The organism is Pantoea sp. SGAir0418 (genome assembly GCF_043529865.1).
Genome location: NZ_CP027911.1, coordinates 1,789,239 through 1,814,187 on the forward strand (window position 1 = coordinate 1,789,239; position 24,949 = coordinate 1,814,187).

The 24,949-nt window shown below is 58.8% G+C and carries 25 protein-coding genes; 16 read left to right on the forward strand and 9 right to left on the reverse strand.

The genetic code is table 11. From position 1 onward, the window contains the following. Nucleotides 1–7: 7 nt before the first annotated feature. Genes flhB through C1N84_RS08175 form a run of 3 tightly spaced genes read left to right on the forward strand, consistent with a single transcriptional unit; the run spans nt 8 to nt 3,646 of the window. A complete protein-coding gene (flhB, locus tag C1N84_RS08165; RefSeq protein ID WP_021509953.1) occupies nt 8–1,159 on the forward strand; it encodes a flagellar biosynthesis protein FlhB in 1,152 nt (383 codons plus the stop codon). Continuing rightward, nucleotides 1,152–3,239 (forward strand): flagellar biosynthesis protein FlhA, encoded by a 2,088-nt coding sequence (gene flhA / locus C1N84_RS08170; RefSeq protein ID WP_021509954.1) that lies wholly within the window; start codon nt 1,152–1,154, stop codon nt 3,237–3,239. The genes flhB and flhA overlap by 8 nt, the downstream gene beginning before the upstream one ends. Next, nucleotides 3,239–3,646 carry a flagellar protein FlhE gene (locus tag C1N84_RS08175; protein ID WP_104093213.1) on the forward strand — a complete coding sequence of 136 codons (408 nt, stop codon included), beginning with the start codon at nt 3,239–3,241 and terminating at the stop codon, nt 3,644–3,646. The genes flhA and C1N84_RS08175 overlap by 1 nt, the downstream gene beginning before the upstream one ends. A 50-nt stretch (nt 3,647–3,696) precedes the next feature. On the opposite strand, the gene argS is transcribed toward C1N84_RS08175, so the two are convergent. Together argS and C1N84_RS08185 are read right to left on the reverse strand one after the other, a co-directional pair. Then, complete coding sequence (argS, locus tag C1N84_RS08180; RefSeq protein WP_150361855.1) at nt 3,697–5,427, reverse strand: arginine--tRNA ligase; 1,731 nt, start codon at nt 5,425–5,427, stop codon at nt 3,697–3,699. Nucleotides 5,428–5,593: 166 nt separating this feature from the next. Beyond that, entirely contained in the window at nt 5,594–5,716 is a 123-nt protein-coding gene (locus C1N84_RS08185) for a hypothetical protein (protein WP_007889544.1), read from the reverse strand. A gap of 313 nt (nt 5,717–6,029) precedes the next feature. Between C1N84_RS08185 and C1N84_RS08190 the strand changes: the two genes are divergently transcribed. Further along, the gene (locus C1N84_RS08190; RefSeq protein ID WP_058774574.1) at nt 6,030–6,590 is read left to right on the forward strand and encodes a VOC family protein; all 561 of its coding nucleotides are present in this window, start codon (nt 6,030–6,032) and stop codon (nt 6,588–6,590) included. Here C1N84_RS08190 and C1N84_RS08195 read toward each other — a convergent pair. Beyond that, a complete protein-coding gene (locus tag C1N84_RS08195) occupies nt 6,587–7,726 on the reverse strand; it encodes a MalY/PatB family protein (protein ID WP_125310396.1) in 1,140 nt (379 codons plus the stop codon). The two genes, C1N84_RS08190 and C1N84_RS08195, sit on opposite strands and share 4 nt — an antisense overlap. Before the next feature lie 85 nt (nt 7,727–7,811). Between C1N84_RS08195 and cutC the strand changes: the two genes are divergently transcribed. The 3 genes from cutC to C1N84_RS08210 all read left to right on the forward strand — a co-directional run bounded on the left by cutC (nt 7,812) and on the right by C1N84_RS08210 (nt 10,247). Beyond that, nucleotides 7,812–8,564, forward strand: a complete 753-nt coding sequence (gene cutC, locus C1N84_RS08200; RefSeq protein ID WP_104093216.1) for a copper homeostasis protein CutC — start codon at nt 7,812–7,814, stop codon at nt 8,562–8,564. 168 nt (nt 8,565–8,732) lie between these two features. Further along, nucleotides 8,733–9,581, forward strand: coding sequence for a hypothetical protein (locus C1N84_RS08205; protein WP_058757505.1), 849 nt, complete (start codon nt 8,733–8,735; stop codon nt 9,579–9,581). 45 nt (nt 9,582–9,626) lie between these two features. Then, nucleotides 9,627–10,247, forward strand: coding sequence for a LysE family translocator (locus C1N84_RS08210; protein ID WP_104093217.1), 621 nt, complete (start codon nt 9,627–9,629; stop codon nt 10,245–10,247). 3 nt (nt 10,248–10,250) lie between these two features. Here C1N84_RS08210 and cmoB read toward each other — a convergent pair whose 3' ends face one another. The 3 genes from cmoB to C1N84_RS08225 all read right to left on the reverse strand — a co-directional run bounded on the left by cmoB (nt 10,251) and on the right by C1N84_RS08225 (nt 12,844). After that, nucleotides 10,251–11,219, reverse strand: a complete 969-nt coding sequence (cmoB, locus tag C1N84_RS08215; protein WP_021509962.1) for a tRNA 5-methoxyuridine(34)/uridine 5-oxyacetic acid(34) synthase CmoB — start codon at nt 11,217–11,219, stop codon at nt 10,251–10,253. After that, entirely contained in the window at nt 11,216–11,944 is a 729-nt protein-coding gene (cmoA, locus tag C1N84_RS08220; protein ID WP_058757507.1) for a carboxy-S-adenosyl-L-methionine synthase CmoA, read from the reverse strand. The genes cmoB and cmoA overlap by 4 nt, the downstream gene beginning before the upstream one ends. A gap of 78 nt (nt 11,945–12,022) precedes the next feature. Further along, the gene (locus C1N84_RS08225) at nt 12,023–12,844 is read right to left on the reverse strand and encodes a DUF72 domain-containing protein (RefSeq protein WP_058757508.1); all 822 of its coding nucleotides are present in this window, start codon (nt 12,842–12,844) and stop codon (nt 12,023–12,025) included. Nucleotides 12,845–13,074: 230 nt separating this feature from the next. Here C1N84_RS08225 and aspS point away from each other — a divergent pair, with 230 nt between their 5' ends. The 6 genes from aspS to ruvB all read left to right on the forward strand — a co-directional run bounded on the left by aspS (nt 13,075) and on the right by ruvB (nt 18,619). After that, nucleotides 13,075–14,856: an aspartate--tRNA ligase gene (aspS, locus tag C1N84_RS08230; RefSeq protein ID WP_058757509.1), complete on the forward strand. Its 1,782-nt coding sequence runs from the start codon at nt 13,075–13,077 to the stop codon at nt 14,854–14,856. After that, nucleotides 14,856–15,287, forward strand: a complete 432-nt coding sequence (nudB, locus tag C1N84_RS08235) for a dihydroneopterin triphosphate diphosphatase (RefSeq protein ID WP_058771222.1) — start codon at nt 14,856–14,858, stop codon at nt 15,285–15,287. The genes aspS and nudB overlap by 1 nt, the downstream gene beginning before the upstream one ends. A 241-nt stretch (nt 15,288–15,528) precedes the next feature. Next, nucleotides 15,529–16,272 carry a YebC/PmpR family DNA-binding transcriptional regulator gene (locus tag C1N84_RS08240; protein ID WP_021509967.1) on the forward strand — a complete coding sequence of 248 codons (744 nt, stop codon included), beginning with the start codon at nt 15,529–15,531 and terminating at the stop codon, nt 16,270–16,272. A gap of 37 nt (nt 16,273–16,309) precedes the next feature. Next, a complete protein-coding gene (gene ruvC / locus C1N84_RS08245; RefSeq protein ID WP_021509968.1) occupies nt 16,310–16,837 on the forward strand; it encodes a crossover junction endodeoxyribonuclease RuvC in 528 nt (175 codons plus the stop codon). 154 nt (nt 16,838–16,991) lie between these two features. After that, nucleotides 16,992–17,606, forward strand: coding sequence for a Holliday junction branch migration protein RuvA (ruvA, locus tag C1N84_RS08250; protein WP_021509969.1), 615 nt, complete (start codon nt 16,992–16,994; stop codon nt 17,604–17,606). An 8-nt stretch (nt 17,607–17,614) separates the two neighbouring features. After that, nucleotides 17,615–18,619: a Holliday junction branch migration DNA helicase RuvB gene (gene ruvB / locus C1N84_RS08255; RefSeq protein WP_021509970.1), complete on the forward strand. Its 1,005-nt coding sequence runs from the start codon at nt 17,615–17,617 to the stop codon at nt 18,617–18,619. Between the two features lie 6 nt (nt 18,620–18,625). Here the strand turns inward: ruvB and znuB are convergent, their stop codons facing one another. Then, entirely contained in the window at nt 18,626–19,411 is a 786-nt protein-coding gene (znuB, locus tag C1N84_RS08260) for a zinc ABC transporter permease subunit ZnuB (RefSeq protein ID WP_021509971.1), read from the reverse strand. Continuing rightward, on the reverse strand, nt 19,408–20,163 hold the full coding sequence (gene znuC, locus C1N84_RS08265; protein ID WP_058774752.1) for a zinc ABC transporter ATP-binding protein ZnuC: 756 nt from the start codon (nt 20,161–20,163) through the stop codon (nt 19,408–19,410). Before znuC ends, znuB begins: the two co-directional genes overlap by 4 nt. A 77-nt stretch (nt 20,164–20,240) precedes the next feature. On the opposite strand from znuC, the gene znuA reads away from it, so the two are divergent. The 3 genes from znuA to lpxM all read left to right on the forward strand — a co-directional run bounded on the left by znuA (nt 20,241) and on the right by lpxM (nt 23,657). Next, nucleotides 20,241–21,212: a zinc ABC transporter substrate-binding protein ZnuA gene (gene znuA, locus C1N84_RS08270; protein ID WP_264443279.1), complete on the forward strand. Its 972-nt coding sequence runs from the start codon at nt 20,241–20,243 to the stop codon at nt 21,210–21,212. Nucleotides 21,213–21,226: 14 nt separating this feature from the next. Next, a complete protein-coding gene (mepM, locus tag C1N84_RS08275; RefSeq protein WP_031280193.1) occupies nt 21,227–22,555 on the forward strand; it encodes a murein DD-endopeptidase MepM in 1,329 nt (442 codons plus the stop codon). A 127-nt stretch (nt 22,556–22,682) separates the two neighbouring features. Continuing rightward, nucleotides 22,683–23,657 (forward strand): lauroyl-Kdo(2)-lipid IV(A) myristoyltransferase, encoded by a 975-nt coding sequence (gene lpxM, locus C1N84_RS08280; protein WP_058757512.1) that lies wholly within the window; start codon nt 22,683–22,685, stop codon nt 23,655–23,657. A gap of 44 nt (nt 23,658–23,701) precedes the next feature. Here the strand turns inward: lpxM and C1N84_RS08285 are convergent, their stop codons facing one another. Then, nucleotides 23,702–24,937, reverse strand: coding sequence for an MFS transporter (locus C1N84_RS08285; protein ID WP_127834161.1), 1,236 nt, complete (start codon nt 24,935–24,937; stop codon nt 23,702–23,704). Between the last annotated feature and the right edge of the window lie 12 nt (nt 24,938–24,949).

Consider the following 24,949-nt stretch of genomic DNA (forward strand, 5'->3'; position numbering starts at 1 on the left):
GTATGTCGTGGCTGAAGAGAGCAACGAGGACAAAACAGAATCGCCCACCCCCCACCGACTTGAGAAAGCACGGCAGGAGGGGCAGATTCCGCGTTCGCGCGAGCTGACTTCGGTACTGATGCTGCTGGCCGGGCTGCTAATCATCTGGCTGGGCGGCCACAATATGGCGCAACGGCTGGCCAGCATGGTGGCCACCGGCTTCCGCTTCGACCACGGCATGGTCAACGACGATAAAATTATCGTCTCGCACATCGGCAACCTGGTGATGCAGGCGGTGATCGCGCTGCTGCCGCTGATGGCCGGGCTGGTGATCGTTGCCATCGCCGCGCCGATGATTCTGGGCGGAATCAACATCAGCGGAAAATCCATCAAATTCGATTTCAAAAAGCTCAACCCGTTACCGGGCATTGCGCGCATGTTCTCCGGTCAGACGTGGGCGGAACTGGTGAAGGCGATCCTCAAAGCGGTGCTGGTTGCGCTGGTGGCTGGCTGGTATCTGTGGAGTCACTGGCAGGAGATGCTGCGCCTGATGAGCGAATCGCCGGTGAATGCGCTGCAGCATGGCCTGTCGATGACCGCCATCAGCTGCGCGCTGGTGATGCTGGGACTGATCCCGATGGTTGGCTTTGACGTGTTCTGGCAGCTCTACAGCTACTTCAAAAAGCTGCGCATGACGCGCCAGGAAATTCGCGATGAACACAAGCAGAACGAAGGCGACCCGCACGTGAAAGGGCGTATCCGCCAGGCGATGCGTGCCGCCGCCCGCCGCCGCATGATGGCCGACGTGCCGAAGGCGGACGTCATCGTGACTAACCCGACGCACTACTCGGTGGCGCTGCAGTATCAGGAAGGCAAGATGAGCGCGCCGAAAGTGATTGCCAAAGGCGCCGGTGACATTGCCCTGCGCATTCGTGAAATCGCAAAAGAGCACCGCGTACCGATTCTGGAAGCGCCGCCGCTGGCGCGTGCGCTCTATCGTCATACGGAAATTGGCCAGTTTATTCCCGGCGCGCTCTATGCCGCCGTGGCAGAAGTGCTGGCGTGGGTCTGGCAGCTGCGACGCTGGAAGCGTGAAGGCGGCCTGATTCCAAACAAACCAAAACATCTGCCGGTCCCGGCAGAGATGGACTTTGCAGGAGAGAACACCAACCATGGCTAATCTGGCCGAAAAGCTGCGTTTACCGGGCAATTTTAAAGACACGCAATGGCAGGTGCTGGCTGGTCCGGTGCTGATCATGCTGATCCTGTCGATGATGGTATTGCCACTGCCGGCGTTCATCCTTGACCTGCTGTTTACATTCAACATTGCGCTGTCCATCATGGTGCTGCTGGTGGCAATGTTCACCCAGCGCACGCTGGAATTCGCTGCCTTCCCGACCATTTTGCTGTTTTCAACGCTGCTGCGTCTGGCGCTGAACGTCGCCTCAACGCGTATCATCCTGCTGGAAGGGCATACGGGGGCTGATGCCGCCGGGCGTGTGGTTGAAGCCTTTGGTCACTTCCTCGTGGGCGGTAATTTCGCCATTGGTATCGTGGTATTCATCATCCTCGTGATCATCAACTTCATGGTCATCACCAAAGGTGCCGGACGTATCGCCGAAGTGGGCGCGCGTTTCGTGCTGGATGGTATGCCCGGCAAGCAGATGGCAATCGATGCCGATTTGAACGCCGGCCTGATTGGTGAAGACGAAGCTAAACGCCGGCGCACCGAGGTGACTCAGGAAGCGGACTTCTACGGCTCGATGGACGGTGCCAGTAAGTTTGTGCGCGGCGACGCCATCGCCGGCATCCTGATCATGGTGATCAACGTGATCGGCGGCCTGCTGGTGGGCGTGGTGCAGCACGGTATGGATCTCGGCCACGCCGGGGAAACCTATACGCTGCTGACCATCGGTGACGGCCTGGTGGCGCAGATCCCGGCGCTGGTGATCTCGACCGCTGCCGGTGTCATCGTTACCCGCGTCAGCACCGATCAGGACGTCGGCGAACAGATGGTGGGCCAGCTGTTTAACAATCCGCGCGTGCTGATGCTGAGCGCCGGCGTGATTGGCCTGCTGGGCCTGGTGCCCGGCATGCCGAACTTTGTGTTCCTGCTGTTCACCGCGGCGCTGCTTGGCCTGGCCTGGTGGCTGCGCGGCCGCGAAATGCAGCCGAAGAAGCAAAGTGAAGCCTCCAGCGTGGTGAAAACGCAGGAGACGCCGGCAACGGTCGAAGCCTCGTGGACCGACGTCCAGCTGGAAGATTCGCTCGGCATGGAAGTGGGCTATCGTCTGATTCCGATGGTCGATCATCTGCAAAACGGCGAGCTGCTCGGGCGTATCCGCAGTATCCGTAAAAAGGTGGCGCAGGAGGTTGGCTTCTTGCCACCGGTGGTGCACATTCGTGACAACATGGAGCTGCCGCCGGCGCGCTATCGCATCCTGATGAAGGGCGTGGAGATTGGCAGCGGCGATGCTTATCCGGGACGCTGGATGGCGATTAACCCGGGCACGGCGGCGGGCACGCTGCCGGGTGAAGCGACGGTTGACCCGGCGTTTGGCCTCGCGGCCATCTGGATCGACAGCGCGCTGAAAGAGCAGGCACAGATTCAGGGCTACACCGTAGTGGAAGCCAGTACCGTGGTGGCTACTCACCTTAATCACCTGATCGGCCAGTACGCCAGCGAGCTGTTTGGGCGTCAGGAAGCGCAGCAGCTGCTGGACCGCGTCACCCAGGAGATGCCAAAGCTGACGGAAGATCTGGTGCCAGGCGTGATCACCCTGACCACGCTGCACAAAGTGCTGCAAAATCTGCTGACCGAGCGCGTCTCGATCCGCGACATGCGCACCATTATCGAAACGCTGGCCGAACATGCGCCGGTGCAGAACGATCCGCAGGAACTGACCAGCGTGGTACGCGTCGCGCTGGGCCGTGCGATTACCCAGCAGTGGTTCCCGGGCAACGGCGAAGTGCAGGTGATTGGACTGGATGCCACACTGGAACGTCTGCTGCTGCAGGCGCTGCAGGGCGGTGGCGGTCTGGAACCGGGTCTTGCCGATCGGCTGCTGATGCAGGCGCAGGCCGCGCTGCAGCAGCAGGAGATGACCGGTGCGCCGCCGGTGCTGCTGGTTAACCATCCGCTGCGGGCGCTGCTGGCGCGCTTCCTGCGCCGCAACCTGCCGCAGCTGGTGGTGCTGTCCAATATGGAGCTGACCGATAACCGTCAGATCCGCATGACTGCTACCATAGGCGGCAAATAATGCGCGGCGTGACGCTCTCATGGCTGCTGGCGGCGCTGCTGGCGCTGCCGCTAACGGGCAAAGCCGCCAGCGGTGCATGGCAGGCCAGCGCCAGCGGCCCGAGCCTCGGCGTACGCGGCAACTGGCTGCTGTCGCCGGCGCTTAAAGCGCCCTCGGCGGCTGCAGGGACTATTTCGCTGGTGAACTGGCGCTACACGCTAAGCCGCCCGGCACCATCCGGTCTGGTGGTGCGGCTGTGCGCCAGCCAGCGCTGCGTGGAGCTGGACGGCGCCAGCGGCAGCACACGCGGCCTCGCCAACGTGGCAGCCGATGAAACGCTGCATCTGGCTTTCGGCTTTCAGGGGCAGGGCGCGTTGCCGCCCGGCCTGCGGGTGGTGAGCAGTGAAGTGATGGTCAATTACCAATAGCAAATAGCCAATAGCCAATAAAAAACCCGCCGCAGCGGGTTTTTTTAGGCTTACATTCGCTCGACGGTTTTGATGCCCAGCGTATCCAGCCCCTGCTTCAGGGTTTTCGCCGTCAGCGCAGCCAGCTGCAGACGGCTGTTGCGCACGTTTTCCTCTTCGGCGGAGAGAATCGGGCAGTGCTCATAGAAGCCCGAGAACAGACCGGCCAGATCGTACAGATAAGCACACATCACGTGCGGGGTGCCATCGCGCGCGACCTGGGTGATCGTCTCTTCAAACTGCAGCAGACGGGTCGCCAGCAGCGCTTCGCGCTCGTCAGTCAGGATGATATCACCGTGCAGGCTGTCTGCCTCAATGCCCGCTTTACGGAATACTGAGAGCACACGCGTGTAGGCATACTGCATGTACGGCGCGGTGTTGCCTTCAAACGCCAGCATGTTGTCCCAGTCAAAGATGTAATCGGTGGTGCGGCTTTTTGACAGGTCGGCGTACTTCACCGCACCAATGCCGACCACTTCCGCCAGCTCTTTCAGCTCGTCGGCGCTCATCTCCGGATTCTTTTCGCTCACCAGCGCATGAGCACGCTCAACCGCTTCATCCAGCAGGTCGGAGAGTTTGATGGTGCCGCCGCTGCGCGTTTTGAACGGACGGCCATCTTTGCCCAGCATCATGCCGAACGCATGGTGCTCCAGCGGCACTGACTCCGGCACATAGCCCGCTTTGCGCACGATGGTCCACGCCTGCTGCAGATGCTGATGCTGGCGGGAATCGATGTAGTACAGCACGCGATCGGCATGCAGCGTTTCGTAGCGATATTTGGCGCAGGCGATATCGGTGGTGGTGTAGAGATAGCCGCCATCCTTCTTCTGGATGATCACGCCCATCGGTTCACCTTCCTTGTTTTTGAACTCATCAAGGAAGACCACGGTGGCGCCTTCGCTGGTCACTGCCAGCCCTTTTTCGCGCAGATCGGCGACGATGCCCGGCAGCATGTCGTTATACAGGCTTTCACCCATCACATCCTTACGCGTCAGGGTAACGTTGAGGCGGTCATACACCTGCTGGTTCTGACTCATGGTGATATCCACCAGCTTTTTCCACATGGCGCGGCAATATTCGTCGCCACCCTGCAGTTTCACCACGTAACCGCGGGCGCGCTCGGCGAAGGCTTCGTCTTCGTCATAGGTGCGTTTCGCTTCGCGGTAGAAGGCTTCCAGATCAGCTAGCGCGATATCTTCATGATGCTCGTTCTGCTGCTTCTCCAGATAGGCGATCAGCATGCCAAACTGTGTACCCCAGTCACCGACGTGATTAGCGCGGATGACGTGATGGCCGAGGAACTCCTGGGTGCGTACTGCGGCATCACCGATGATGGTGGATCGCACGTGACCGACATGCATCTCTTTCGCCACGTTGGGCGCCGAGTAGTCAATCACGATAGTCTGAGGTGTCACTTCGCTGACGCCCAGGCGTGGCAGCTGCAGCGCCTGCGCGGCCTGCTGTGCCAGCCACTGGCGGTCGAGGAAGATGTTGATAAAGCCGGGACCGGCGATGTCGACTTTGCTGGCGATGCCAGCCAGATCCAGATGCTGAACTACCTGCTCAGCCAGCTGGCGCGGCACCTGACCGAGCTTTTTCGCCACGGCCATGATACCGTTCGCCTGGTAATCGCCGAACTGCACTTTTGCAGACTGACGAACCTGCGGTTCGCAATCGGCCGGTGCGCCTGCCGCCACCATCGCCTGACTGACTTTATCGGAAAGAAGAGCCTGAATATTCACCGCGTTACCTTCATATGCTGAAAAGGCCCGCCAGCTGAGGGCGAGCCGATGTCGTCATCCCGCGTGCGTGTCGGGACGGAAAAAATAAGAGGGGAAGTATACGTGAAATGTTGGGGTGCGTCAGCAATCGGTTATGGCTGCCGGTGGACGCAGGCCCGCGCGCCGGTTAACGGCGGCGCGGGTGGCGACGGGGATTTTTAACGCTTTTGTCTTCACGCACCTTCCAGTGGCGGGAAATTGCAAATCCCATCAAGGCTATCAGGACCGCGACAACAATGAGCATAGACATAGGGCCATTCCTTGTAGTTGTGAAACCCAAATTTATAAGAAAGGGTCAGCTACTGCAATTGATTGACGGGTAAATAAGAGTTATCTCATTGTATTAACTATTGTTAATAATAACAGTTGGTTAAGGCACTTTTATAAAGTAACGTGTGGACCTGATTACGCGATTAATCCGAAAGAGAGGGGCGATTTATGCGGTTTTTGAAGGTTTTTGGCGTGAAATCGGATGAATCCGAGCATTTTGTCAAGCGAAAGCTGCGGCAGCCCTGTTTTTTTATTGATTAAAAGATCTGAACTGAGTTTGAGGTATTTAACGTATGAATCTGGATTTTCCTTCAGAACTGAGTGACTTAAAACAAGACCTGTCCCGATTTGAACAGGCTTTGCAACACTTTGCGGCACGCCTCGGCCTTGACCTCACGCAGCATGAGGCGGACCACGTGGCGGTGCGCTGTCACCAGTTCGCCACGGCAGAACGCTGGAAAGCCGGGTTACTGCAAATCGGCGATCAGTTTTCCGAAGCGATGATTAACGGACGGCCGATCTGCCTGTTTAAGCTGCATCAGCCGCTGCGCATCGCGGGCTGGCAGGTGGATGTGATCGAGCTGCCGTGGCCCGGTGAGAAGCTGTATCGCCATGAAGGCTGGGAGCATGTGGAAATTGTGTTGCGCGGCGAGCCGGAAACGCTGGGCATGCGTGCGATGGCGTTGCTGGCAGACGAGGCGCTGACGCAGCCGGGCATCGCGTTTAAAACCAGCACGCCGCAGGGCGAAAATGAACGTCTGCCCAATCCGACCTTAGCGGTGACGGACGGGCAAACTACCATCAAGTTTCATCCGTGGCGGCTGGAGGAGATCGTTGCCAGCGAACAGGCTTAGCGCCGCGCTGCCACCGCCTGCTGCAGGCGCGATACCGCCTGCTGCAGGGTGGCGTGCGTGCAGCCAAAGTTGAAGCGCACGAAGCGATCGTCGCCAAAATCACGGCCCGGCGAGAAACCGAGACCGTGTTTTTCGAAATACAGCGCCGGGCTGGCAACATCCAGCTGGCTGGCGTCAATCCAGCCGAGATAGCTGGCCTCTGGCGCGACCATGCTGAGTTCCGGCAGCGCATTCACCTGCTGCACCAGCCAGTCACGATTGGCGCGCAGGTAAGCAAGCTGGTCCGCCAGCCATGCATCACCGCCGCGCCATGCGGCTTCCGCCGCCACCAGCGCCAGGATATCCACGCCCGGTACGATGCCTTCACGCACCTGCTTAAAGCGTTTCCGCAGTTCGGGATGAGGGATAATGGCCATGGACGCACCCAGCCCGGCGATGTTGAAGGTTTTAGACGGCGAAATCAGGGTGATGCTGCGCTGGGCGGCATCTTCGCTCAGCGAGGCAAACGGAATGTGCTGTACGCCGGGCGTTAACAGCAGGTCACAATGGATTTCATCGGAGCACACCAGCAAATCGTGGCGTTGGGCAAAGGCCAGCTGCGCCTCCAGCTCATCACGGCGGTAGACGGTGCCGCCCGGATTCTGCGGATTGCACAGCATGAGCAGGCGCTCGTTGCCCTGCATCTGGCTGTCATCCAGCTGCATCACCCAGCGATCCTGCTGCAATTGCAATGGCAGATTGACCTGAGCGCGCTGCGCCAGCCGCGCCGCCGCGCGAAACGGCGGATAAATTGGCGTCGGTGCCACGGTGCTCTGCGACGACTCGGTAAATGCCCGGACCGATAAATTCAGTCCGCTCACCACGCCCGGCAGCAACACAATCCATTCCGGCTCAATCTGCCAGCCATAGCGCTGGGCTAAGCGGGAAATAGTGATATCAATCAAACCGTGCGGCGTCGCGCCGTAGCCGAAAACACCGTGGTCGGCACGCTGTTTAATGGCCTCAATGATGCACGGCGGCGAGCGAAAATCGGTGTCGGCAACCCACAAAGGCAGCACATCGCGATCACCATATTTGTGCCATTTCAAACTATCGCTGTGACGACGGTCTATCCCTTGATCAAAATCGAATGCCATAGTGCGCTTTCCACGTAAACTGTCTGAATGAGCAGACTAACTGATGCACTCCTCCCGAGCCAGCAGTCATGAAAAGGAGCAAGGTATGACGAAACTGGAAATTTGTTGCTATGGCATCGACTGCGCAATGACTGCGCAGGCGTCCGGTGCCGATCGCGTGGAGCTGTGCAGTGCTCCGCGTGAAGGCGGACTGACACCTTCGGCGGGTATGCTGGAAGCCGCACAGCGTGAACTGACCATTCCGGTCCACCCGATCGTGCGGCCGCGCGGCGGTGATTTTTGTTACACCGCCCGCGAATTTGAGGTGATGAAATCGGACGTGGCGCGTATTCGCGAGCTGGGTTTTCCTGGCCTGGTGATTGGCATGCTGGACGAAGATGCGCACGTCGACACGGTACGCATGCAGCAAATTATGGCGCTGTGCGACGGCATGGCGGTGACCTTCCATCGTGCCTTTGATTTGTGCCACAGCCCGAAGCGTTCGCTGGAGGTGCTGACTGGTTTAGGGATCGCCCGCATTCTGACTTCCGGTCAGCAGCAGAGCGCTGAAACCGGAATTGCATTATTACGGGAACTAAATGAATACAGCACCGGTCCAATCATTATGGCAGGGGCAGGCGTGCGCCTCAGCAATCTGCAAAAGTTCCTCGACAGCGGATTGCAGGAAGTCCACAGCTCCGCCAGTCGTGCCGTCGCGTCACCGATGCGCTACCGTAAAGCCGGTGTCTCGATGTGTTCTGAAGCGGAAACCGATGAATTCAGCCGCTCCTGTGTCGATGGCGATGTCGTCGAAGCCATGAAGAGCATGATGCAGATGAGCGTTGACCGGGTCGCCTGACCCGTACCAATTTTGCCGCGCAGCACGCCGAAAACCTGACGTGATGTTTGCAAGTACCAAACCCCAGTTCCTTGCTGGGGTTCTTTTTGTCTGCCGCTTCGCCATGAATAGCGCATTGGTGAAAAAGATGCTTTGATTACTCTATGGCTTAACGCGCGGATAACGCTGATGAAATCCCTCCCTTATGCTGTTGTGATTCTGCTGTTCCCCGTTGCCGGCGCGGCGCTGGCCGCCAGCAGCACCTGCCCGCCGCTGAGCAAAAATATCACCAGCAGCAACAACTGGATTATGCTGGGCGGCGACGCCAAAGGCGCGGTGCGCCAGGTGGTGGCCGGGGAGTTTGGTAAAGACGTCAACTCGCAGAAGCGCGTGCTCGGGCAGTTTGACCAGTGCGGCGATCTGATGGTGGCTGATATCACCTATGACAAAAGCGAAGGCAACGTGGTGCTGAGCATGGAGCAGCATATCGCGCGCGTGCAGCGCGGTTGGGTGGCTGACTATGCTTATCTGGTTAAAGTGACCCGCGCGGGCAAAGAGGAAGTGGTGGATAACCGGCAGGGCACCATCAGCTGGCAGATGGGGCAACACGGCAACATCATCAGCGCCTCGGACAAATTTACCAGCATGGGGAAAGAGGGCTTTACCGATACCACTTACCGCTACGATAAACACTTCCGGCTGGAAAAAAGTATCGCGCGCGGCAGTGATGCGCTGACCAACGGCGAGAATACCTGGCGCTGGAATCCACAGGGGCTGGTGGTGGCATCCACCAGCGCGCGCAGCAAAGAGACCTACAGCTACGATAATCAGTGGCGCGAACTGCGATTGCACGGCACCTCGACCACGCCGGTCAGCACTTTGCGATCGGTGGATGAGTGCCAGTTGTGGGACGAGGTGGGCAATTGCACGCTGAGCTATTTGCATGAGACCGAAGTGTTTGCCAAAGGCACCATTGAGCGGCATCTGAGTTCGGCCTACAAATATCAGTACTGGGATCGTCCGGCGACGGACAATTGATGCGCCGTCGCGTATGCTGTTCTGTGCACAACCCGGGAGCCCATCATGACACTGGTTATTTCATTCCTTTTCGCCATTACCCTGCTTACGTTGACGCCCGGCTTCGATACCGCGCTGGTGCTGCGTTCGGCGGCTGCGCAGGGCTGGCAGCGTGCCTCGGCGACGGCATTGGGCGTTACGCTCGGCTGTCTGGTGTGGGGCGTGGCGGTCGGGCTGGGCTTAGGCGCGCTGCTGCTGGCTTCGGAAATGGCTTATAACCTGCTGAAAGGCATCGGTGCTGTGTACCTGCTGTATCTCGGCGTCAGACTACTGCTCAACCCGCGCAGTACGGTGGCCAGCGGGCAGCAGGGGCAAAAGCGGGAAGAGCGCTATCTGACCTGCTTCGCGCGTGGCCTGACCGGTAACCTGCTCAATCCCAAAGTCGGGGTTTTTTACGTCACCTTTCTGCCGCAGTTTATCCCGGCCGGCGGATCGGTGGCGCTGTGGTGCACACTGATGGCGCTCACCCACATGGTGATTGGCTTAGTGTGGAACGCGGTATTGATTAGCGGCAGCCAGTACTTTGCTGGTCATCTGCGCCGTCCGGCAGTGTTAAAAGTGATGGATCGCCTGACCGGCTGCGTGTTTATTGGTTTCGCCGCGAAGCTGGCGCTGTCGCGGCGTTAAGCGTTACGGTTTGCGCGCCACCAGCACGGCACGCAGCGGGGCAGGATAGCCTTCAATCGTTTTGCTGCTGTCGTGCGGATCGAGGAACTCCGCCAGCGATTCGCTGGTCATCCAGTCGGTGCGACGCTGCTCTTCCACCGAGGTGATGGCGTAATCGGCAATGCGCACATCGACAAAACCGCACTTCTCCAGCCAGTTTTTCAGCGCCGCCGCAGACGGAATAAAGTAAACGTTGCGCATCTGCGCATAGCGTTCACCCGGAACCAGCACCGCGTTTTCATCGCCTTCAATCACCAGCGTCTCCAGCACCAGTTCGCCGTCGCTGACCAGCTGATTTTTCAGCTGCAGCAGATGGTCGAGCGGCGAACGCCGGTGATAGAGCACGCCCATGGAGAACACGGTATCGAACGCCTGCAGCGCCGGTAGTTGCTCAATGCCCAGCGGCAGCAGATGCGCACGGCGATCGTCACCCAGCAGCTTACGCACCGCTTCGAACTGGCACAGGAACAGCTGCATCGGATCGATACCGACCACCAGCTGTGCGCCGGCACCAATCATGCGCCACATGTGATAACCGCTGCCGCAGCCTACATCCAGCACGGTTCGACCGGCCAGCGAAGAGATATGCGGCAGCACGCGGTCCCACTTCCAGTCGGAGCGCCATTCGGTGTCGATGTCGCAGCCGTAGAGCGAAAACGGCCCTTTGCGCCACGGCATCAGGTTACGCAGCAGCTTTTCGATGCCGGCGCGCTGGCGATCGGTTAACGCGTCATGCTGCGCGCTGACGCTGTGCAGCAGATCGAGCTGCTGCGGCACCAGCAGCGGCAGATTGTCGACCGACTTCTCCCAGTTGCGAAAATGCCCGTGCAGGTTTTCACGCTGCCAGGCGGCGACCTGCGCCGGCAACACTTCCAGCCAGCTGGCGAGCGGGCCGGTGGCGATTTGCTGATAAAAACGGCCAAAATCAATCATTTCAACGCCACCAGTGAGCCAAAGTTAAAGCACTGGAACCACAATTCGGCATGGGCAAAGCCGGCGCTTTTCAGGCGGGCTTTATGCGTTTCCACGCTGTCCGTCAGCATCACGTTCTCCAGCATGCTGCGCTTCTGGCTGATCTCCAGCTCGCTGTAGCCGTTGGCGCGCTTAAAGTCGTGGTGCATGTTGAACAGCAGTTCGCCGACGTCGGCATCTTCAAAGCTGAACTTTTCTGACAGCACCAGCGCACCGCCCGGATTGAGACCGGCAGCGATTTTCTGCAGCAGCGTCAGGCGCGCGTCCGGCTCAAGGAACTGCAGGGTAAAGTTGAGCACCACCAGTGAGGCGTTTTCGATGTGGATATCGCGGATATCCGCTTCCAGCACCTGCACCGGCGTAGCGGCGCGGAAGGCGTCGATGTGTCGGCGGCAGCGTTCCACCATCGCCGGTGAATTATCGACGGCAATAATCTGGCAACCCGGTGCCTGAATATTGCGGCGCACCGCCAGCGTGGCCGCGCCCAGCGAGCAGCCGAGATCGTAAACCTGGCTATTGGGCTGCACAAAGCGTTCTGCCAGCATGCCAATCATCGAAATGATGTTGGAGTAACCCGGCACCGAGCGCTGAATCATATCGGGAAAGACTTCAGCCACGCGCTCGTCAAAGGTCCAGTCGCCCAGTTTATCGATGGGCGCGGAGAATAGCGTATCGCGGTCAGACATAATGAATTATCCGGAGAAAAAACGGAAAGGGCGCTATTCTGGCAGAAACTGCCGCAGGCTGCACCCGTTTCCCTGCGTTTAGAACAGGCTGGATTGCTGTGGCCAGGCGGGCAGCGGGCGCAGCGTCGGCTCCAGCTGTTGCAGCTGCGGCCACAGCGCCTGCAGCAGCGGAAACACCGCGCCCATATCCGGCGTGTGGATAAACAGCAGCGGGTCGCTGTCGTGCTGCCAGTCCGCCAGTTTTTGCTGCCAGACATCAAACAGTGGCAGGCTCTCCTCCACGCTGTCGCTGCCGATAAAGCGCACCATCGGCTGACCGGCAGTGCGCACCGCGTGCGTCGGCACGCGCGGCTTTTGCGCGCGCGCATGCACGGCGGCCGGGCTGAGCGAGGCAGAGGCGTGCACCGGACGGCTGTCGAGAATCACCCGATTAACCCCGCGCTGATGCAGGCCGCGATTCAGCGCGCGCTCGGCCTCGCCTTTGGCAAAAAAGGCCGCATGGCGCACTTCCACGCCATAGTGAAAGCTGCGCGGCAGGCGATCGAGAAACGCCCATAAATCTGTCAGCTGCGCCGGTGAAAAGGCGGCGGGCAGCTGCAGCCAGTACTGGCCGATGCGCTGGCTGAGCGGATCCAGCAGGCGCAGAAATTCATTCACCAGCTCATCGCAGTTCTTCAGCGCCGCTTTGTGGCTGATGGTGTCAGGAAATTTAAAGCAGAAGCGAAAGGCGTCGTCAGTCATGTCATACCAGCGCTGCACTACTTCGGGTTTGGGCAGCGCGTAAAGCGTGGTGTTGCCTTCGACGCAGCCGAACAGCCGGGCGTAATCCGCCAGGGTTTCGATACCCAATACTTTCCAGTTGGCGTGCTGCCATTGTGGTAATCCAATACGAAGTGTCAAAACTGCTCCTGCCTGCTGTGGCGCGGAAAATGCGCCGTACGTTACCTGGTTTTGCCACGGGCAGGAACCGATCGCGCGGCAAACGCTGACGATTTGTCCGCTTTGCGCGGGATCTGCTTATCCTGCCTGCCATTTTCCATTATAATAGCCGCCTTTTTTGCGGCAGCATCTCAGAAGGTTACGCGGCCTGATGCTGTCTGGCAGCAGCGGCGAAGTTAAAAGGATACGTTATGCGTACAGAATATTGCGGACAGCTCAATCTGTCTCATGTGGGTCAGCAAGTTACTCTCTGCGGCTGGGTCAATCGCCGTCGCGATCTCGGCAGCCTGATTTTTATCGATATGCGTGACCGCGAAGGCATCGCGCAGGTGTTTTTCGATGCCGATCATCAGCAGGCTTTCCAGCTGGCGTCTGAACTGCGTAATGAATTCTGTATCCAGATCACCGGTACTGTGCGTGCGCGTGAAGAGAAAAACCGCAACAGCGACATGGCCACCGGTGACATCGAAGTGTTCGCCCATGAGCTGAACATCATCAACCGCGCAGAACCGCTGCCGCTGGACTCTAACCAGACCAACAGCGAAGAAGCGCGTCTGACCTATCGCTACCTCGACCTGCGTCGTCCGGAAATGGCGCAGCGTCTGAAAACCCGTGCCAGAATTACCAGCTTCGTGCGCCGCTTTATGGACGGTGAAGGCTTTCTCGACATCGAAACCCCGATGCTGACCAAAGCCACGCCGGAAGGCGCGCGTGACTACCTGGTGCCGAGCCGGGTGCACAAAGGTAAATTCTACGCGCTGCCGCAGTCACCGCAGCTGTTTAAACAGCTGCTGATGATGTCTGGTTTTGACCGCTACTATCAGATCGTCAAATGCTTCCGTGATGAAGACCTGCGCGCAGACCGTCAGCCGGAGTTCACCCAGATCGACGTGGAAACCTCGTTCATGAGCGCTGAGCAGGTGCGCAGCGTGATGGAGCAGATGATCCGTGAACTGTGGCTGGACATCAAAGGCGTCGACCTCGGTGACTTCCCGCAGATGACCTTCGCCGAAGCGATGAACCGCTATGGTTCGGATAAGCCAGACCTGCGTAACCCAATGGAGCTGGTTGACGTTGCTGACCTGCTGAAAAGCGTTGAATTCCAGGTGTTCGCCGGCCCGGCAAACGACCCGAAAGGTCGCGTCGCGGCGCTGCGCGTGCCGGGCGGTGCCGCCCTGACGCGTAAGCAAATCGACGAATACGGCAGCTTTGTCGGCATTTACGGTGCCAAAGGCCTGGCGTGGATGAAGATCAATGCGCGCGCCAGCGGTTTCGACGGCGTGCAGAGCCCGGTGGCCAAATTCCTGACGCCAGAGATCGTTGAAGCTATTCTGCAGCGTACCGACGCGCAGGACGGCGACCTGATCTTCTTCGGCGCCGATCGTGCCAAAGTGGTGGCGGATGCACTGGGTGCACTGCGCCTGAAAGTGGGCCGTGATCTGCAAATCACCAATGATAAAGCCTGGGCTCCGTTGTGGGTTGTCGACTTCCCGATGTTCGAAGAGGACGACGAGGGCGGCCTGGCGGCGATGCACCATCCGTTCACCTCGCCAAAAGCGCTGACGGCGGAACAGCTGGCGGCCGATCCGACGCAGGCGGTGGCGAACGCCTACGATATGGTGATCAACGGTTATGAAGTGGGCGGCGGTTCAGTGCGTATCCACAGCGGCAATATGCAGCAGACGGTGTTTAGCATTCTGGGCATCAGCGAAGAAGAGCAGCGTGAGAAGTTTGGCTTCCTGCTGGATGCGCTGAAGTTCGGTACCCCGCCGCATGCAGGTCTGGCATTCGGTCTTGACCGTCTTACCATGCTGCTGACCGGCACCGACAATATCCGCGATGTGATTGCGTTCCCGAAAACCACCGCGGCGGCCTGTCTGATGACTGAAGCGCCAAGCGAAGCCAACCCGGCGGCGCTGGCTGACCTCGGTATCCAGATCGCGCCGAAGAAAGTCACTCCAGAGACGAAATAATGGGCTATAAACACCCGGTATCGGTGCTGGTGGTGATTTTTGCGCAAGATACCGGCCGGGTGTTAATGCTGCAGCGGCGCGATGACCCCAGCTTCTGGCAGTCGGTTACTGGCAGCCTGGAGCCGGGCGAAACGCCGGCGCAAACGGCGCAGCGCGAAGTGGCTGAAGAGCTGGCGATTGATATCGCCGCAGAGGGGCTGGTGCTGGAAGATTGCCACAAACAGATTGAGTTTGAGATCTTTCCGCACTATCGCCATCGTTATGCGCCGGGCATCACGCATAACCGGGAACACTGGTTCCGGCTGGCGCTGCCCGCCGAACGCCAGCCACTGCTGAGCGAGCACCTCGCCGCACAGTGGCTGACACCGGCCGCCGCCGCCGCACTAACCCGCTCGTGGAGTAATCGTCAGGCAATCGACGAATTTATCTGAATGCCCGCCACCGCGCGTTTTTCCGGTGGTTTTATCGTTAAATTACAGACATACGGTGTAAGTCGAAAGATTTGCACCGCTAAAATAGAACAGTCAGGCGTCATCGGCGCAGCAAGGTTGTTCACCGCCAGCGCACAGCAACCGGAGCGTAAATGAGTACGTGAGGATTGCGCGCACTGCCGGGGAACAAGATTGCCAGCAAGATAGCCTGCACCCTGTTAAAGATCGGAGAATATGTAAGATGGCTGGACATAGTAAATGGGCGAATACGAAGCACCGCAAAGCGGCTCAGGACGCCAAGCGCGGTAAAATCTTCACCAAAATCATTCGCGAGCTGGTGACAGCGGCCAAGCTGGGCGGTGGCGATGCCGGCTCCAACCCGCGTCTGCGCGCAGCGATGGACAAAGCCCTGTCCAACAACATGACGCGTGACACCATGAACCGTGCTATCGCGCGCGGCGTCGGCGGTGAAGATGACAGCAACATGGAAACCATCATCTATGAAGGTTACGGTCCGGGCGGCTCTGCAGTCATGGTGGAGTGTCTGAGTGATAACCGTAACCGTACCGTGGGCGAAGTGCGTCACGCCTTCAGCAAAACCGGCGGTAACCTCGGCACCGACGGTTCGGTATCTTACCTGTTCAGCAAGAAAGGCGTGATCTCCTTCGCGCCAGGCCAGGACGAAGATGCCGTGATGGAAGCGGCGCTGGAAGCCGGTGCAGAAGATGTCGTGAGCTATGACGATGGCGCGATTGACGTCTTTACCGCGTGGGAAGAGCTGGGCAGCGTGCGCGATGCACTGGAAGCCACTGGTCTGAAAGCCGACAGTGCTGAAGTGTCGATGATTCCATCAACTAAAGCGGAACTGGATGCCGAGACGGCTCCTAAACTGCTGCGTCTGATCGACATGCTGGAAGATTGTGATGATGTGCAGGAAGTTTACCATAACGGTGAAATTTCTGATGAGGTAGCGGAAACGCTGTAATGGCGTTACGCAAACCCCTGCAATACGGAGACGCGCTATGGCGATAATACTCGGGATTGACCCCGGCTCGCGCGTCACCGGCTACGGTGTCATCCGCCAGACCGGCCGCCAGCTCAGCTATCTGGGCAGCGGCTGCATCCGCACTAACGTCACCGATCTGCCTTCCCGCCTCAAACTGATTTACGCTGGCGTCAGCGAAATCATCACCCAGTTCGCGCCGGATTACTTCGCCATTGAGCAGGTGTTTATGGCGAAGAACGCGGACTCGGCGCTCAAGCTGGGGCAGGCGCGTGGCGCGGCAATTGTCGCAGCGGTTAATCTTGATCTGCCGGTGTTCGAGTATGCGGCCCGTCAGGTGAAGCAGACGGTAACCGGCATCGGCAGCGCGGAAAAAAGCCAGGTGCAGCACATGGTGCGCACGCTGCTCAAACTGCCGGCCAATCCGCAGGCGGATGCCGCCGATGCGCTGGCCATCGCCATCACCCATTGCCACGTCAGCCAGAATGCGGCGCGCATGAGCGACAGCAAACTGGTACTGACGCGCGGACGTTTGCGATCCGGTTAGCAAAAGCGTGGCCATTCAATAGGCTGGATATGCATCCAGCCTTTTTTATGATATACATAGCCGACATTTTACCTCCAGCAGGCGCGCGGTTGAGCGCGGTGTGGCAGGAGGCCGATGATTCAGACGCTTACACATACACTAAGGAATTGCTCAGGTGATTGGTCGTTTACGAGGCATTATTCTGGAAAAACAGCCGCCGCTGGTGCTGATTGAGGCGCACGGTGTGGGTTACGAAGTGCACCTGCCAATGACCTGCTTTTACGAGCTGCCGGACATCAACCAGGAAGCAATTATCTTCACCCAGTTTGTGGTGCGGGAAGATGCGCAGCTGCTGTTCGGGTTTAACAGTAAGCAGGAGCGGGCGCTGTTCCGTGAGCTGATCAAAGTCAACGGCGTCGGGCCCAAACTGGCACTGGCGATTCTTTCCGGCATGTCGGCGCAGCAGTTTGTCACGGCGGTGGAGCGCGAAGAGATCGCCTCGCTGGTGAAGCTGCCGGGCGTGGGCAAGAAAACCGCTGAGCGTCTGGTGGTTGAGATGAAAGATCGCTTCAAAGGCATGCACGGCGACCTGTTTGGCGGCGACTCGGCGTTTACCCTGACCACGCCGTCGGCACAGCAGGATAACAACGACGCCGAGGCTGAAGCAGTTGCGGCGCTGGTAGCGCTGGGTTATAAACCGCAGGAAGCCAGCCGTATGGTCAGCAAGGTTGGCAAACCAGATGCGGATTGTGAAACCCTGATTCGCGAAGCCCTGCGCGCTGCTATTTGAGGTAATGCATGATTGAAGCCGACCGCCTGGTCTCGGGCAGTTCTTTCACTGAGGAAGAGAGCCTCGACCGCGCTATTCGCCCCAAACTGCTGACGGAATATGTCGGGCAGCCGCAGGTGCGCGAGCAGATGGAGATTTTCATCCAGGCCGCCAAACTGCGCGGCGATGCGCTGGACCACCTGCTGATCTTTGGTCCGCCCGGGCTGGGTAAAACCACGCTGGCCAACATCGTGGCTAATGAGATGGGCGTCAATCTGCGCACCACGTCCGGTCCGGTGCTGGAAAAGGCCGGTGACCTGGCGGCGATGCTCACCAACCTTGAACCGCACGACGTCCTGTTTATCGATGAAATTCATCGCCTGTCGCCGGTAGTGGAAGAGGTGCTGTATCCGGCGATGGAAGATTATCAGCTGGATATCATGATCGGTGACGGACCTGCGGCGCGCTCGATCAAACTGGATTTGCCGCCGTTTACCCTGATTGGCGCTACTACCCGTGCGGGCTCGCTCACCTCACCGCTGCGCGATCGCTTTGGGATCGTGCAGCGCCTGGAGTTCTACAACGTGCCGGACCTGCAGCACATTGTCGGCCGCAGCGCCGCCTGTCTCGGTCTGACGCTGAGCGAAGAGGGCGCGCTGGAAGTGGCGCGTCGTGCGCGCGGTACGCCGCGTATCGCCAACCGCCTGCTGCGCCGTGTACGTGACTTCGCCGAAGTGCGCGCCAGCGGCAACATGAGTGGCGAAGTCGCCGCCAGCGCACTGGATATGCTCAATGTGGACAATCAGGGCTTCGACTATATGGACCGCAAGCTACTGCTGGCGATCATCGACAAGTTCATGGGCGGTCCGGTGGGGCTGGATAACCTGGCGGCGGCGATTGGTGAGGAGCGTGAAACCATCGAGGACGTTATCGAACCCTTCCTGATCCAGCAAGGCTTTATTCAGCGCACGCCGCGCGGCCGGATGGCCACGCAGCACGCCTATAAGCATTTCGGCATCAGCCGCGAAGAGTAACCGGCGTCACGCCGCCGGTTTTTTTGCCATGCTGATAATGAACAGTACCGCAGCACACAGCACCACCGACGGACCGGCCGGGGTATCGTAGCTGGCAGAGAAGGTCAGGCCACCGGTGACGGCTATGATGCCGATAAGCACCGCAAAGCCGGCCATCTGCTCTGGCGAACGCGAGAAGCGTCGCGCCGTGGCGGCCGGAATGATCAGCAGTGAAGTAATGATCAGTGCGCCTACAAATTTCATCGCCACACCAATGGTCAGCGCGGTTACCAGCATCAGCATCAGGCGGGTACGCTGAATGTTTACGCCGTCTACCTGCGCCAGCTCTGGACTGATGGTCATCGACAGCAGCGAACGCCATTGCCACGCCATCACCACCAGCACGATTGCCACGCCGCCCGCCATCAGCGACAAATCGTCCGGGGTGATCGCCAGCAAATCGCCAAACAGATAGGCCATCAAATCAACGCGCACGCCCTGCATCAGACTGACCACCACCAGACCCAGCGACAGCGCGCTGTGCGCCATAATCCCTAACAGCGTATCGATCGCCAGATGCGGGCGTCGCTCCAGCCACACCAGCCCGAGCGCCAGGCACACTGTCACCAGAATCACCGCATAATAGGGGTTCACGTTGAGCAGCAGACCAAACGCCACGCCGAGCAGAGAGGCGTGGGCGAGGGTATCACCGAAATATGACATGCGGCGCCAGACGACAAAAGAGCCGAGCGGACCGGCCGCCAGGGCCAGCAATACGCCGCCCAGCCAGCCAGGTAATAACAGTTCAATCATGACGGGCCGTTTCCTTTGCGCAGAACAATGCGTCCCTGTAAATCGTGACGGTGATTATGGTGATGACGGTAAATCGCCAGCTGCTGTGCGCCGCGCGGGCCAAACATGGCGATGAATTCCGGGTGCTGCGAGACGGCTTCCGGCGTGCCGGAACAGCAGATGTGATGGTTGAGGCACAGCACTTCGTCGGTCTTTGCCATCACCAGATGCAGGTCGTGCGACACCATCAGCACGCCGCAGTTGAGCTCGCGTCGCAGTTGATCGATCAAATCGTAGAGCGCCACCTGGCCGTTAACATCCACGCCCTGCGTCGGTTCGTCCAGTACCAGCAGCTGCGGCTGGTTGAGCAGGGCGCGCGCCAGCAGCACGCGCTGCGTTTCGCCACCAGACAGTTTTTGCAGCGGTGACTGCAACAGATGGCCGGCCTGCACCCGCTTCAGCGCCGGCAGAATATCGTCACGGCGACTGCCGCGCGTCAGACGCATAAAGCGCTCTACGCTGATCGGCAGCGTCGGATCGATGTGCAGCTTTTGCGGCACATAGCCAATACGCAGCCCCGGCGCGCGGCGGACGCTGCCGCTGTCTGGCGTGAGCAGGCCGAGTACCGTGCGCACCAGCGTGGACTTGCCGGCTCCATTGGGACCCAGCAGGGTGAGAATTTTGCCCGGCTGCAGTGACAGGCTGATGCCTGCCAGCACCGCGCGCTGGCCAAACTTCACCGAAATGTTTTCGAGTGTAACAAGTGACGACATAATATTTACAGGTTGCATTGAATTTCGAATGTTATAATATCACATTCCATCACCTGGTCACGATGGAATGACGCATTATGTTACACAATAAAAAGCGCCTGGCTTTTACCCTTTCTGCGGCGGCGATCGGCCTCGCCACCACGTTTTCCGCGCAGTCTGCGGTGGTGGCTTCAATCAAGCCTCTCGGATTTATCGCAGCCGCCATTGCCGATGGCATTACGCCGGTTGAAGTATTGCTGCCGGACGGTGCCTCAGAGCACGATTATGCCTTACGGCCATACGATGTAAAACGTATTAAAAACGCTGACTTAGTAGTATGGACCGGTCCGGAGATGGAAGCCTTTCTGACGAAGTCCGCCGGAGAGTTACCAGCCAGTAAAAACCTTGAAATTGCCGCCTTGCCTGGCGTAAAACCGCTATTGATTAGCGGTGGTGAAGATGAGGACGAACATGAGCACGGTCACGATCACGACCATGACTCAGACAATTCTGAGAAGCAAGACCCGTCTCATACTCATCACCACCACGGCGAGTTTAATATGCACCTGTGGATGTCGCCGGAGATTGCGAAACAATCTGCTGTTGCAATCCACGGAAAATTATTGGAACTTATGCCGCAAAGCAAAGCCAAACTTGACGCCAACCTGCAGCAGTTTGAGGCACAATTGGCGGACACAGACAAACGGATTGGCGCACAACTCGCGCCGGTACGGAACAAGGGTTATTTCGTTTTTCACGACGCTTACAGCTACTTTGAGAAACATTACGGTTTATCACCATTAGGTCATTTTACCGTCAATCCTGAGATCCAGCCGGGCGCCCAGCGTTTACATCAAATACGAACACAGTTGGTTGAGCAGAAAGCAGTCTGCGTTTTTGCTGAACCACAATTCAGGCCGGCGGTCATCGATGCCGTGTCTCGCGGAACCAGCGTGCGTAAAGGCACCCTCGACCCGTTAGGCATGGGAATCAGCTTAACCAAAGACAGCTACGTGAAATTCCTCTCACAGCTGTCAAGCCAGTATGCGAGCTGCCTGAATGGAGCATAGAGGAATAGGTAAAAGTGCAGCAGATAGCCCGCTCTGTCGCCCTCGCATTTAATAATTTGCCGCGCCCCCACCGCGTTATGCTGGGGTCACTCACCGTTGTTACACTGGCCGTCGCTGTCTGGCGGCCTTACGTCTATCATCCCCGCGATGTTGCGCCCATCGTGAAAGACATCACGCTGGACAAAAATGAACTGCGCACGCTGCTGCCGGAAGCCAGTGAACCGATCGATCAAACCACGGCGGAACCGGAAGACGAAATCCCGTCGGATGACATCGACAAAGACGTACCGGTCAATCCCGATCAGCATGATTACACCGTATCCTCAGGCGATACGCTGAGCAGCGCGCTTAATCAGTACGGTATCGATCTCGGTGACATCAACGCGCTGGTCAGCAGCGACAAGAGTTTGCGTAATTTGCGCGTGGGACAGCAGCTGAGCTGGACGCTGGATGCTGATGGCGCGCTGCAGGACTTCACCTGGGAGATTGATCGGCGTGAAACCCGCACCTACGCGCGTCAGCCGAACGGCAGCTTTAAGATGCAGCAGGAGATGCAGAAGGGTGAATGGCAGAACAGCGTTCTGAAAGGCGAAGTGCGCGGCAGTTTCGCCGCCAGCGCCCAGCGCGCCGGCCTGACCAGCGCCGAAACCAGCAGCGTGATTAAAGCCATGCAGTGGCAGATGGATTTCCGCAAACTGCGCGCCGGCGATGACTTTAGCGTACTGATGTCGCGTGAGATGCTGGACGGCAAGAGTGCGCAGAGCCAGCTGCTCGGCGTGCGCCTGCGCACCGGCGGTAAAGATTACTACGCTTTCCGCGCGGAAGACGGCAAGTTCTATGACCGCAACGGCTCCGGTCTTGCGCGGGGCTTCATGCGCTTCCCGACGGTCAAGCAGTACCGTGTCTCGTCAAACTTCAATCCGCGCCGCCTCAATCCGGTGACCGGGCGCATCGCGCCGCACAAAGGCGTCGATTTTGCGCTGCCGATTGGTACGCCTGTGCTGGCTGTCGGCGATGGCGAAGTGGTGATCGCGAAAAACGGCGGAGCCGCCGGCAACTACGTCGCGATCCGTCACGGTCGCCAGTACATGACCCGCTACATGCATCTGAGCAAAGCGCTGGTGAAACCGGGACAGAAAGTGAAACGCGGCGATCGCATCGCGCTTTCCGGTAACACCGGTCGCTCTACCGGACCGCATCTGCATTATGAAGTGTGGATCAACAACCAGGCGGTCAACCCGCTGACGGCGAAGCTGCCGCGCATGGAAGGGCTGACTGGTAAAGATCGCAGCACCTATCTGGCGCAGGTGAAGAGTTATCTGCCACAGCTGACGCTGAAATAACGTTAATTTCCGGGCAAACGCGCAAAAACCGACGGATTCTTCGTCGGTTTTTTGCTATCTGGCCTGTGAAGATTGCAAAATTACCTGCCGTCACTATTATTGAGCCGTCATTGTCAGAGGCGAGTGCATGGAAACCCGAAAAAAAAATAACAGTGAGTTTATTCCCGTTTTTCAACGTTCTTTTTTAAAGCCGAAATACTGGGGCAGCTGGCTGGCGATTGGTGCGCTGGCCGGTATGGCGATGCTGCCGGCCAGGGTGCGCGATCCGGTGCTGGGCGGGCTGGGTAAGTTTGCCGGCAAGCTGGCGAAAAGTGCGCGCCGCCGTGCGCTGATCAATCTCTACTATTGCCTGCCGGAGCTTAGCGAAGCGCAGCGCGAAGAGATTGCTGATCGTATGTTTGCCACCGCACCGCAGGCGATGGTGATGATGGCCGAGCTGGGGATGCGTAATCCTGAACGCGTGCGCCAGCGCGTTGAGTGGCACGGCCGCGAGATCATCACGGCGCTGCAGGAGAATCATGAGAACGTGATTTTCCTCGTGCCGCACGGCTGGGGCGTGGATATTCCGGCGATGCTGCTGGCCTCGGAAGGTCAGATGATGGCGGCGATGTTCCACAATCAAAGCGATCCGCTGATGGATTATATCTGGAACACTGTGCGTCGCCGTTTTGGCGGCCGCATGCACGCGCGCAACGACGGCATCAAACCGTTTATCGCCTCGGTGCGTCAGGGCTATTACGGCTACTATCTGCCGGACCAGGACCACGGTGCTGAGCACAGCGAGTTTGTCGATTTCTTTGCTACCTATAAAGCGACATTGCCGGCGGTCGGGCGTCTGATGAAAGTATGCCGTGCGCGCGTAGTGCCGCTGTTCCCGGTGTATAACAGCGCGACGCACAAGCTGGAGATTTATGTGCGCCCGCCGATGGACGATTTGCTGGATGCCGATGACACCACGCTGGCGCGGCGCATGAACGAAGAGGTGGAAATCTTCGTGCGTCCGCATCCGGAGCAGTACACGTGGATTCTCAAACTGCTGAAGACGCGTAAAGAAGGGGATATTGAGCCTTACGCGCGAAAGGATTTGTACCCGCGTAAATAGCTAACGCGCGCTGAACCGTGCCGCCCGGCACGGTTCATCATCACTTATTCTACGCTCGTCAGGCGACTGCGCCGCTTGCGCTCGCGCAGGAACAGCGTCACCAGGCCAAACCACAACACGCCGGCGACGAAGTTGATCGCGCTGAACCACGGCGTACCGCCGCTGAAATAACCGCTTTTTGCCACTTCAATCCCTGCCGCCAGCGTCAGAATGCTGATCATCCCCAGCATCGCGGCGATGCTGCCTTTGCCTTCGCTGCTGGAATAGAGCGTCAGCCGGTACAGCCCGGCGTTGACCATCCCGGCACCAAACGCATACAGGCTAAGGCCGGCGGTGAGCAGCAGGTAACTGTGGCTGTTGAGCAGGTTCGCCACCAGCGCGATGCTCAGGCCGAGCAGAATCGGCCAGGCGGCAAATTTAACCGGTTGCTCGATGGCCACGCGTCCCGCCAGTTTGCCCAGCGTCAGGTTACCGGCGATCATCGCCAGAAACACCGGTAATTGCAGCAATGCATACTGCAGGCGGGATAAGCCCTCTTCATGCATCAGAATCACCGGCGACAGCGCCACCCAGGTAAGAATCGGGATGAACACCAGGCCGATAGCGAAGGAGCCGTACATCACCTGCTTATCGCGCGTCAGCCGTCCGTAGCCGCGCGCCAGGTTCGGTAACGCAATGGAGTGGCTGCGATCGCCGGCGGTTTCCGGCATGATGCGCCACAGCACCACAAACGCCAGCAGGCTGCAAACCGCAAACAGCCAGAACATGCTGCGCCATTCGCCCACCGTTAGCCAGGCGGCACCGGCCAGCGGACCCGCCAGCGGTGCCAGCAGCGCCACGTTAGCCATCAGCGCCATCATGCGCACAGCTAACGCCTCGTCAAACGCCTCCTGCACTGCGGCATAGCTTACTGCGCCAATGAAGCACAGGCTGATGCCCTGGATAAAGCGCAGCGTAACGAACTGCTCGATGTTGCTCACCCAGGTGGTGAGAACACAGGCGGCGGCAAAGAACAGAATGCCGAACAGCAACACTGGACGCCGGCCATATTTATCCGACAGCGGACCGAGCAGCCACTGCAGCACCACGCCGCCCATCAGATAGGCAGTGAGTGAGGTGGATACCCATTCCGGACCGACGTTAAACTCGGCGGTGACCAGCAGCATGCCGGGCTGAATCATGTCATGGGCGATGTAGGTCGCGAACTCAAACAGCACCAGCGCGAGCGGAAACAGCAGCACGCGCCCGGTGAGTTGACTGATGGGTTGATAGCGGGCCATCTGGCCTCCTTG

What these genes read in the sequence shown, in the direction of transcription:
- znuA (WP_264443279.1), top strand. Translation starts at nt 20,241, where the DNA reads ATGTTACACAATAAAAAGCGCCTGGCTTTTACCCTTTCTGCGGCGGCG.
- C1N84_RS08205 (WP_058757505.1), top strand. Translation starts at nt 8,733, where the DNA reads ATGAAATCCCTCCCTTATGCTGTTGTGATTCTGCTGTTCCCCGTTGCC.
- C1N84_RS08240 (WP_021509967.1), top strand. Translation starts at nt 15,529, where the DNA reads ATGGCTGGACATAGTAAATGGGCGAATACGAAGCACCGCAAAGCGGCT.
- flhA (WP_021509954.1), top strand. Translation starts at nt 1,152, where the DNA reads ATGGCTAATCTGGCCGAAAAGCTGCGTTTACCGGGCAATTTTAAAGAC.
- znuB (WP_021509971.1), bottom strand. Translation starts at nt 19,411, where the DNA reads ATGATTGAACTGTTATTACCTGGCTGGCTGGGCGGCGTATTGCTGGCC.
- lpxM (WP_058757512.1), top strand. Translation starts at nt 22,683, where the DNA reads ATGGAAACCCGAAAAAAAAATAACAGTGAGTTTATTCCCGTTTTTCAA.
- ruvC (WP_021509968.1), top strand. Translation starts at nt 16,310, where the DNA reads ATGGCGATAATACTCGGGATTGACCCCGGCTCGCGCGTCACCGGCTAC.
- cutC (WP_104093216.1), top strand. Translation starts at nt 7,812, where the DNA reads ATGACGAAACTGGAAATTTGTTGCTATGGCATCGACTGCGCAATGACT.
- C1N84_RS08285 (WP_127834161.1), bottom strand. Translation starts at nt 24,937, where the DNA reads ATGGCCCGCTATCAACCCATCAGTCAACTCACCGGGCGCGTGCTGCTG.
- nudB (WP_058771222.1), top strand. Translation starts at nt 14,856, where the DNA reads ATGGGCTATAAACACCCGGTATCGGTGCTGGTGGTGATTTTTGCGCAA.
- cmoA (WP_058757507.1), bottom strand. Translation starts at nt 11,944, where the DNA reads ATGTCTGACCGCGATACGCTATTCTCCGCGCCCATCGATAAACTGGGC.
- C1N84_RS08195 (WP_125310396.1), bottom strand. Translation starts at nt 7,726, where the DNA reads ATGGCATTCGATTTTGATCAAGGGATAGACCGTCGTCACAGCGATAGT.
- C1N84_RS08190 (WP_058774574.1), top strand. Translation starts at nt 6,030, where the DNA reads ATGAATCTGGATTTTCCTTCAGAACTGAGTGACTTAAAACAAGACCTG.
- znuC (WP_058774752.1), bottom strand. Translation starts at nt 20,163, where the DNA reads ATGTCGTCACTTGTTACACTCGAAAACATTTCGGTGAAGTTTGGCCAG.
- C1N84_RS08185 (WP_007889544.1), bottom strand. Translation starts at nt 5,716, where the DNA reads ATGTCTATGCTCATTGTTGTCGCGGTCCTGATAGCCTTGATGGGATTT.
- C1N84_RS08175 (WP_104093213.1), top strand. Translation starts at nt 3,239, where the DNA reads ATGCGCGGCGTGACGCTCTCATGGCTGCTGGCGGCGCTGCTGGCGCTG.
- ruvB (WP_021509970.1), top strand. Translation starts at nt 17,615, where the DNA reads ATGATTGAAGCCGACCGCCTGGTCTCGGGCAGTTCTTTCACTGAGGAA.
- C1N84_RS08210 (WP_104093217.1), top strand. Translation starts at nt 9,627, where the DNA reads ATGACACTGGTTATTTCATTCCTTTTCGCCATTACCCTGCTTACGTTG.
- aspS (WP_058757509.1), top strand. Translation starts at nt 13,075, where the DNA reads ATGCGTACAGAATATTGCGGACAGCTCAATCTGTCTCATGTGGGTCAG.
- cmoB (WP_021509962.1), bottom strand. Translation starts at nt 11,219, where the DNA reads ATGATTGATTTTGGCCGTTTTTATCAGCAAATCGCCACCGGCCCGCTC.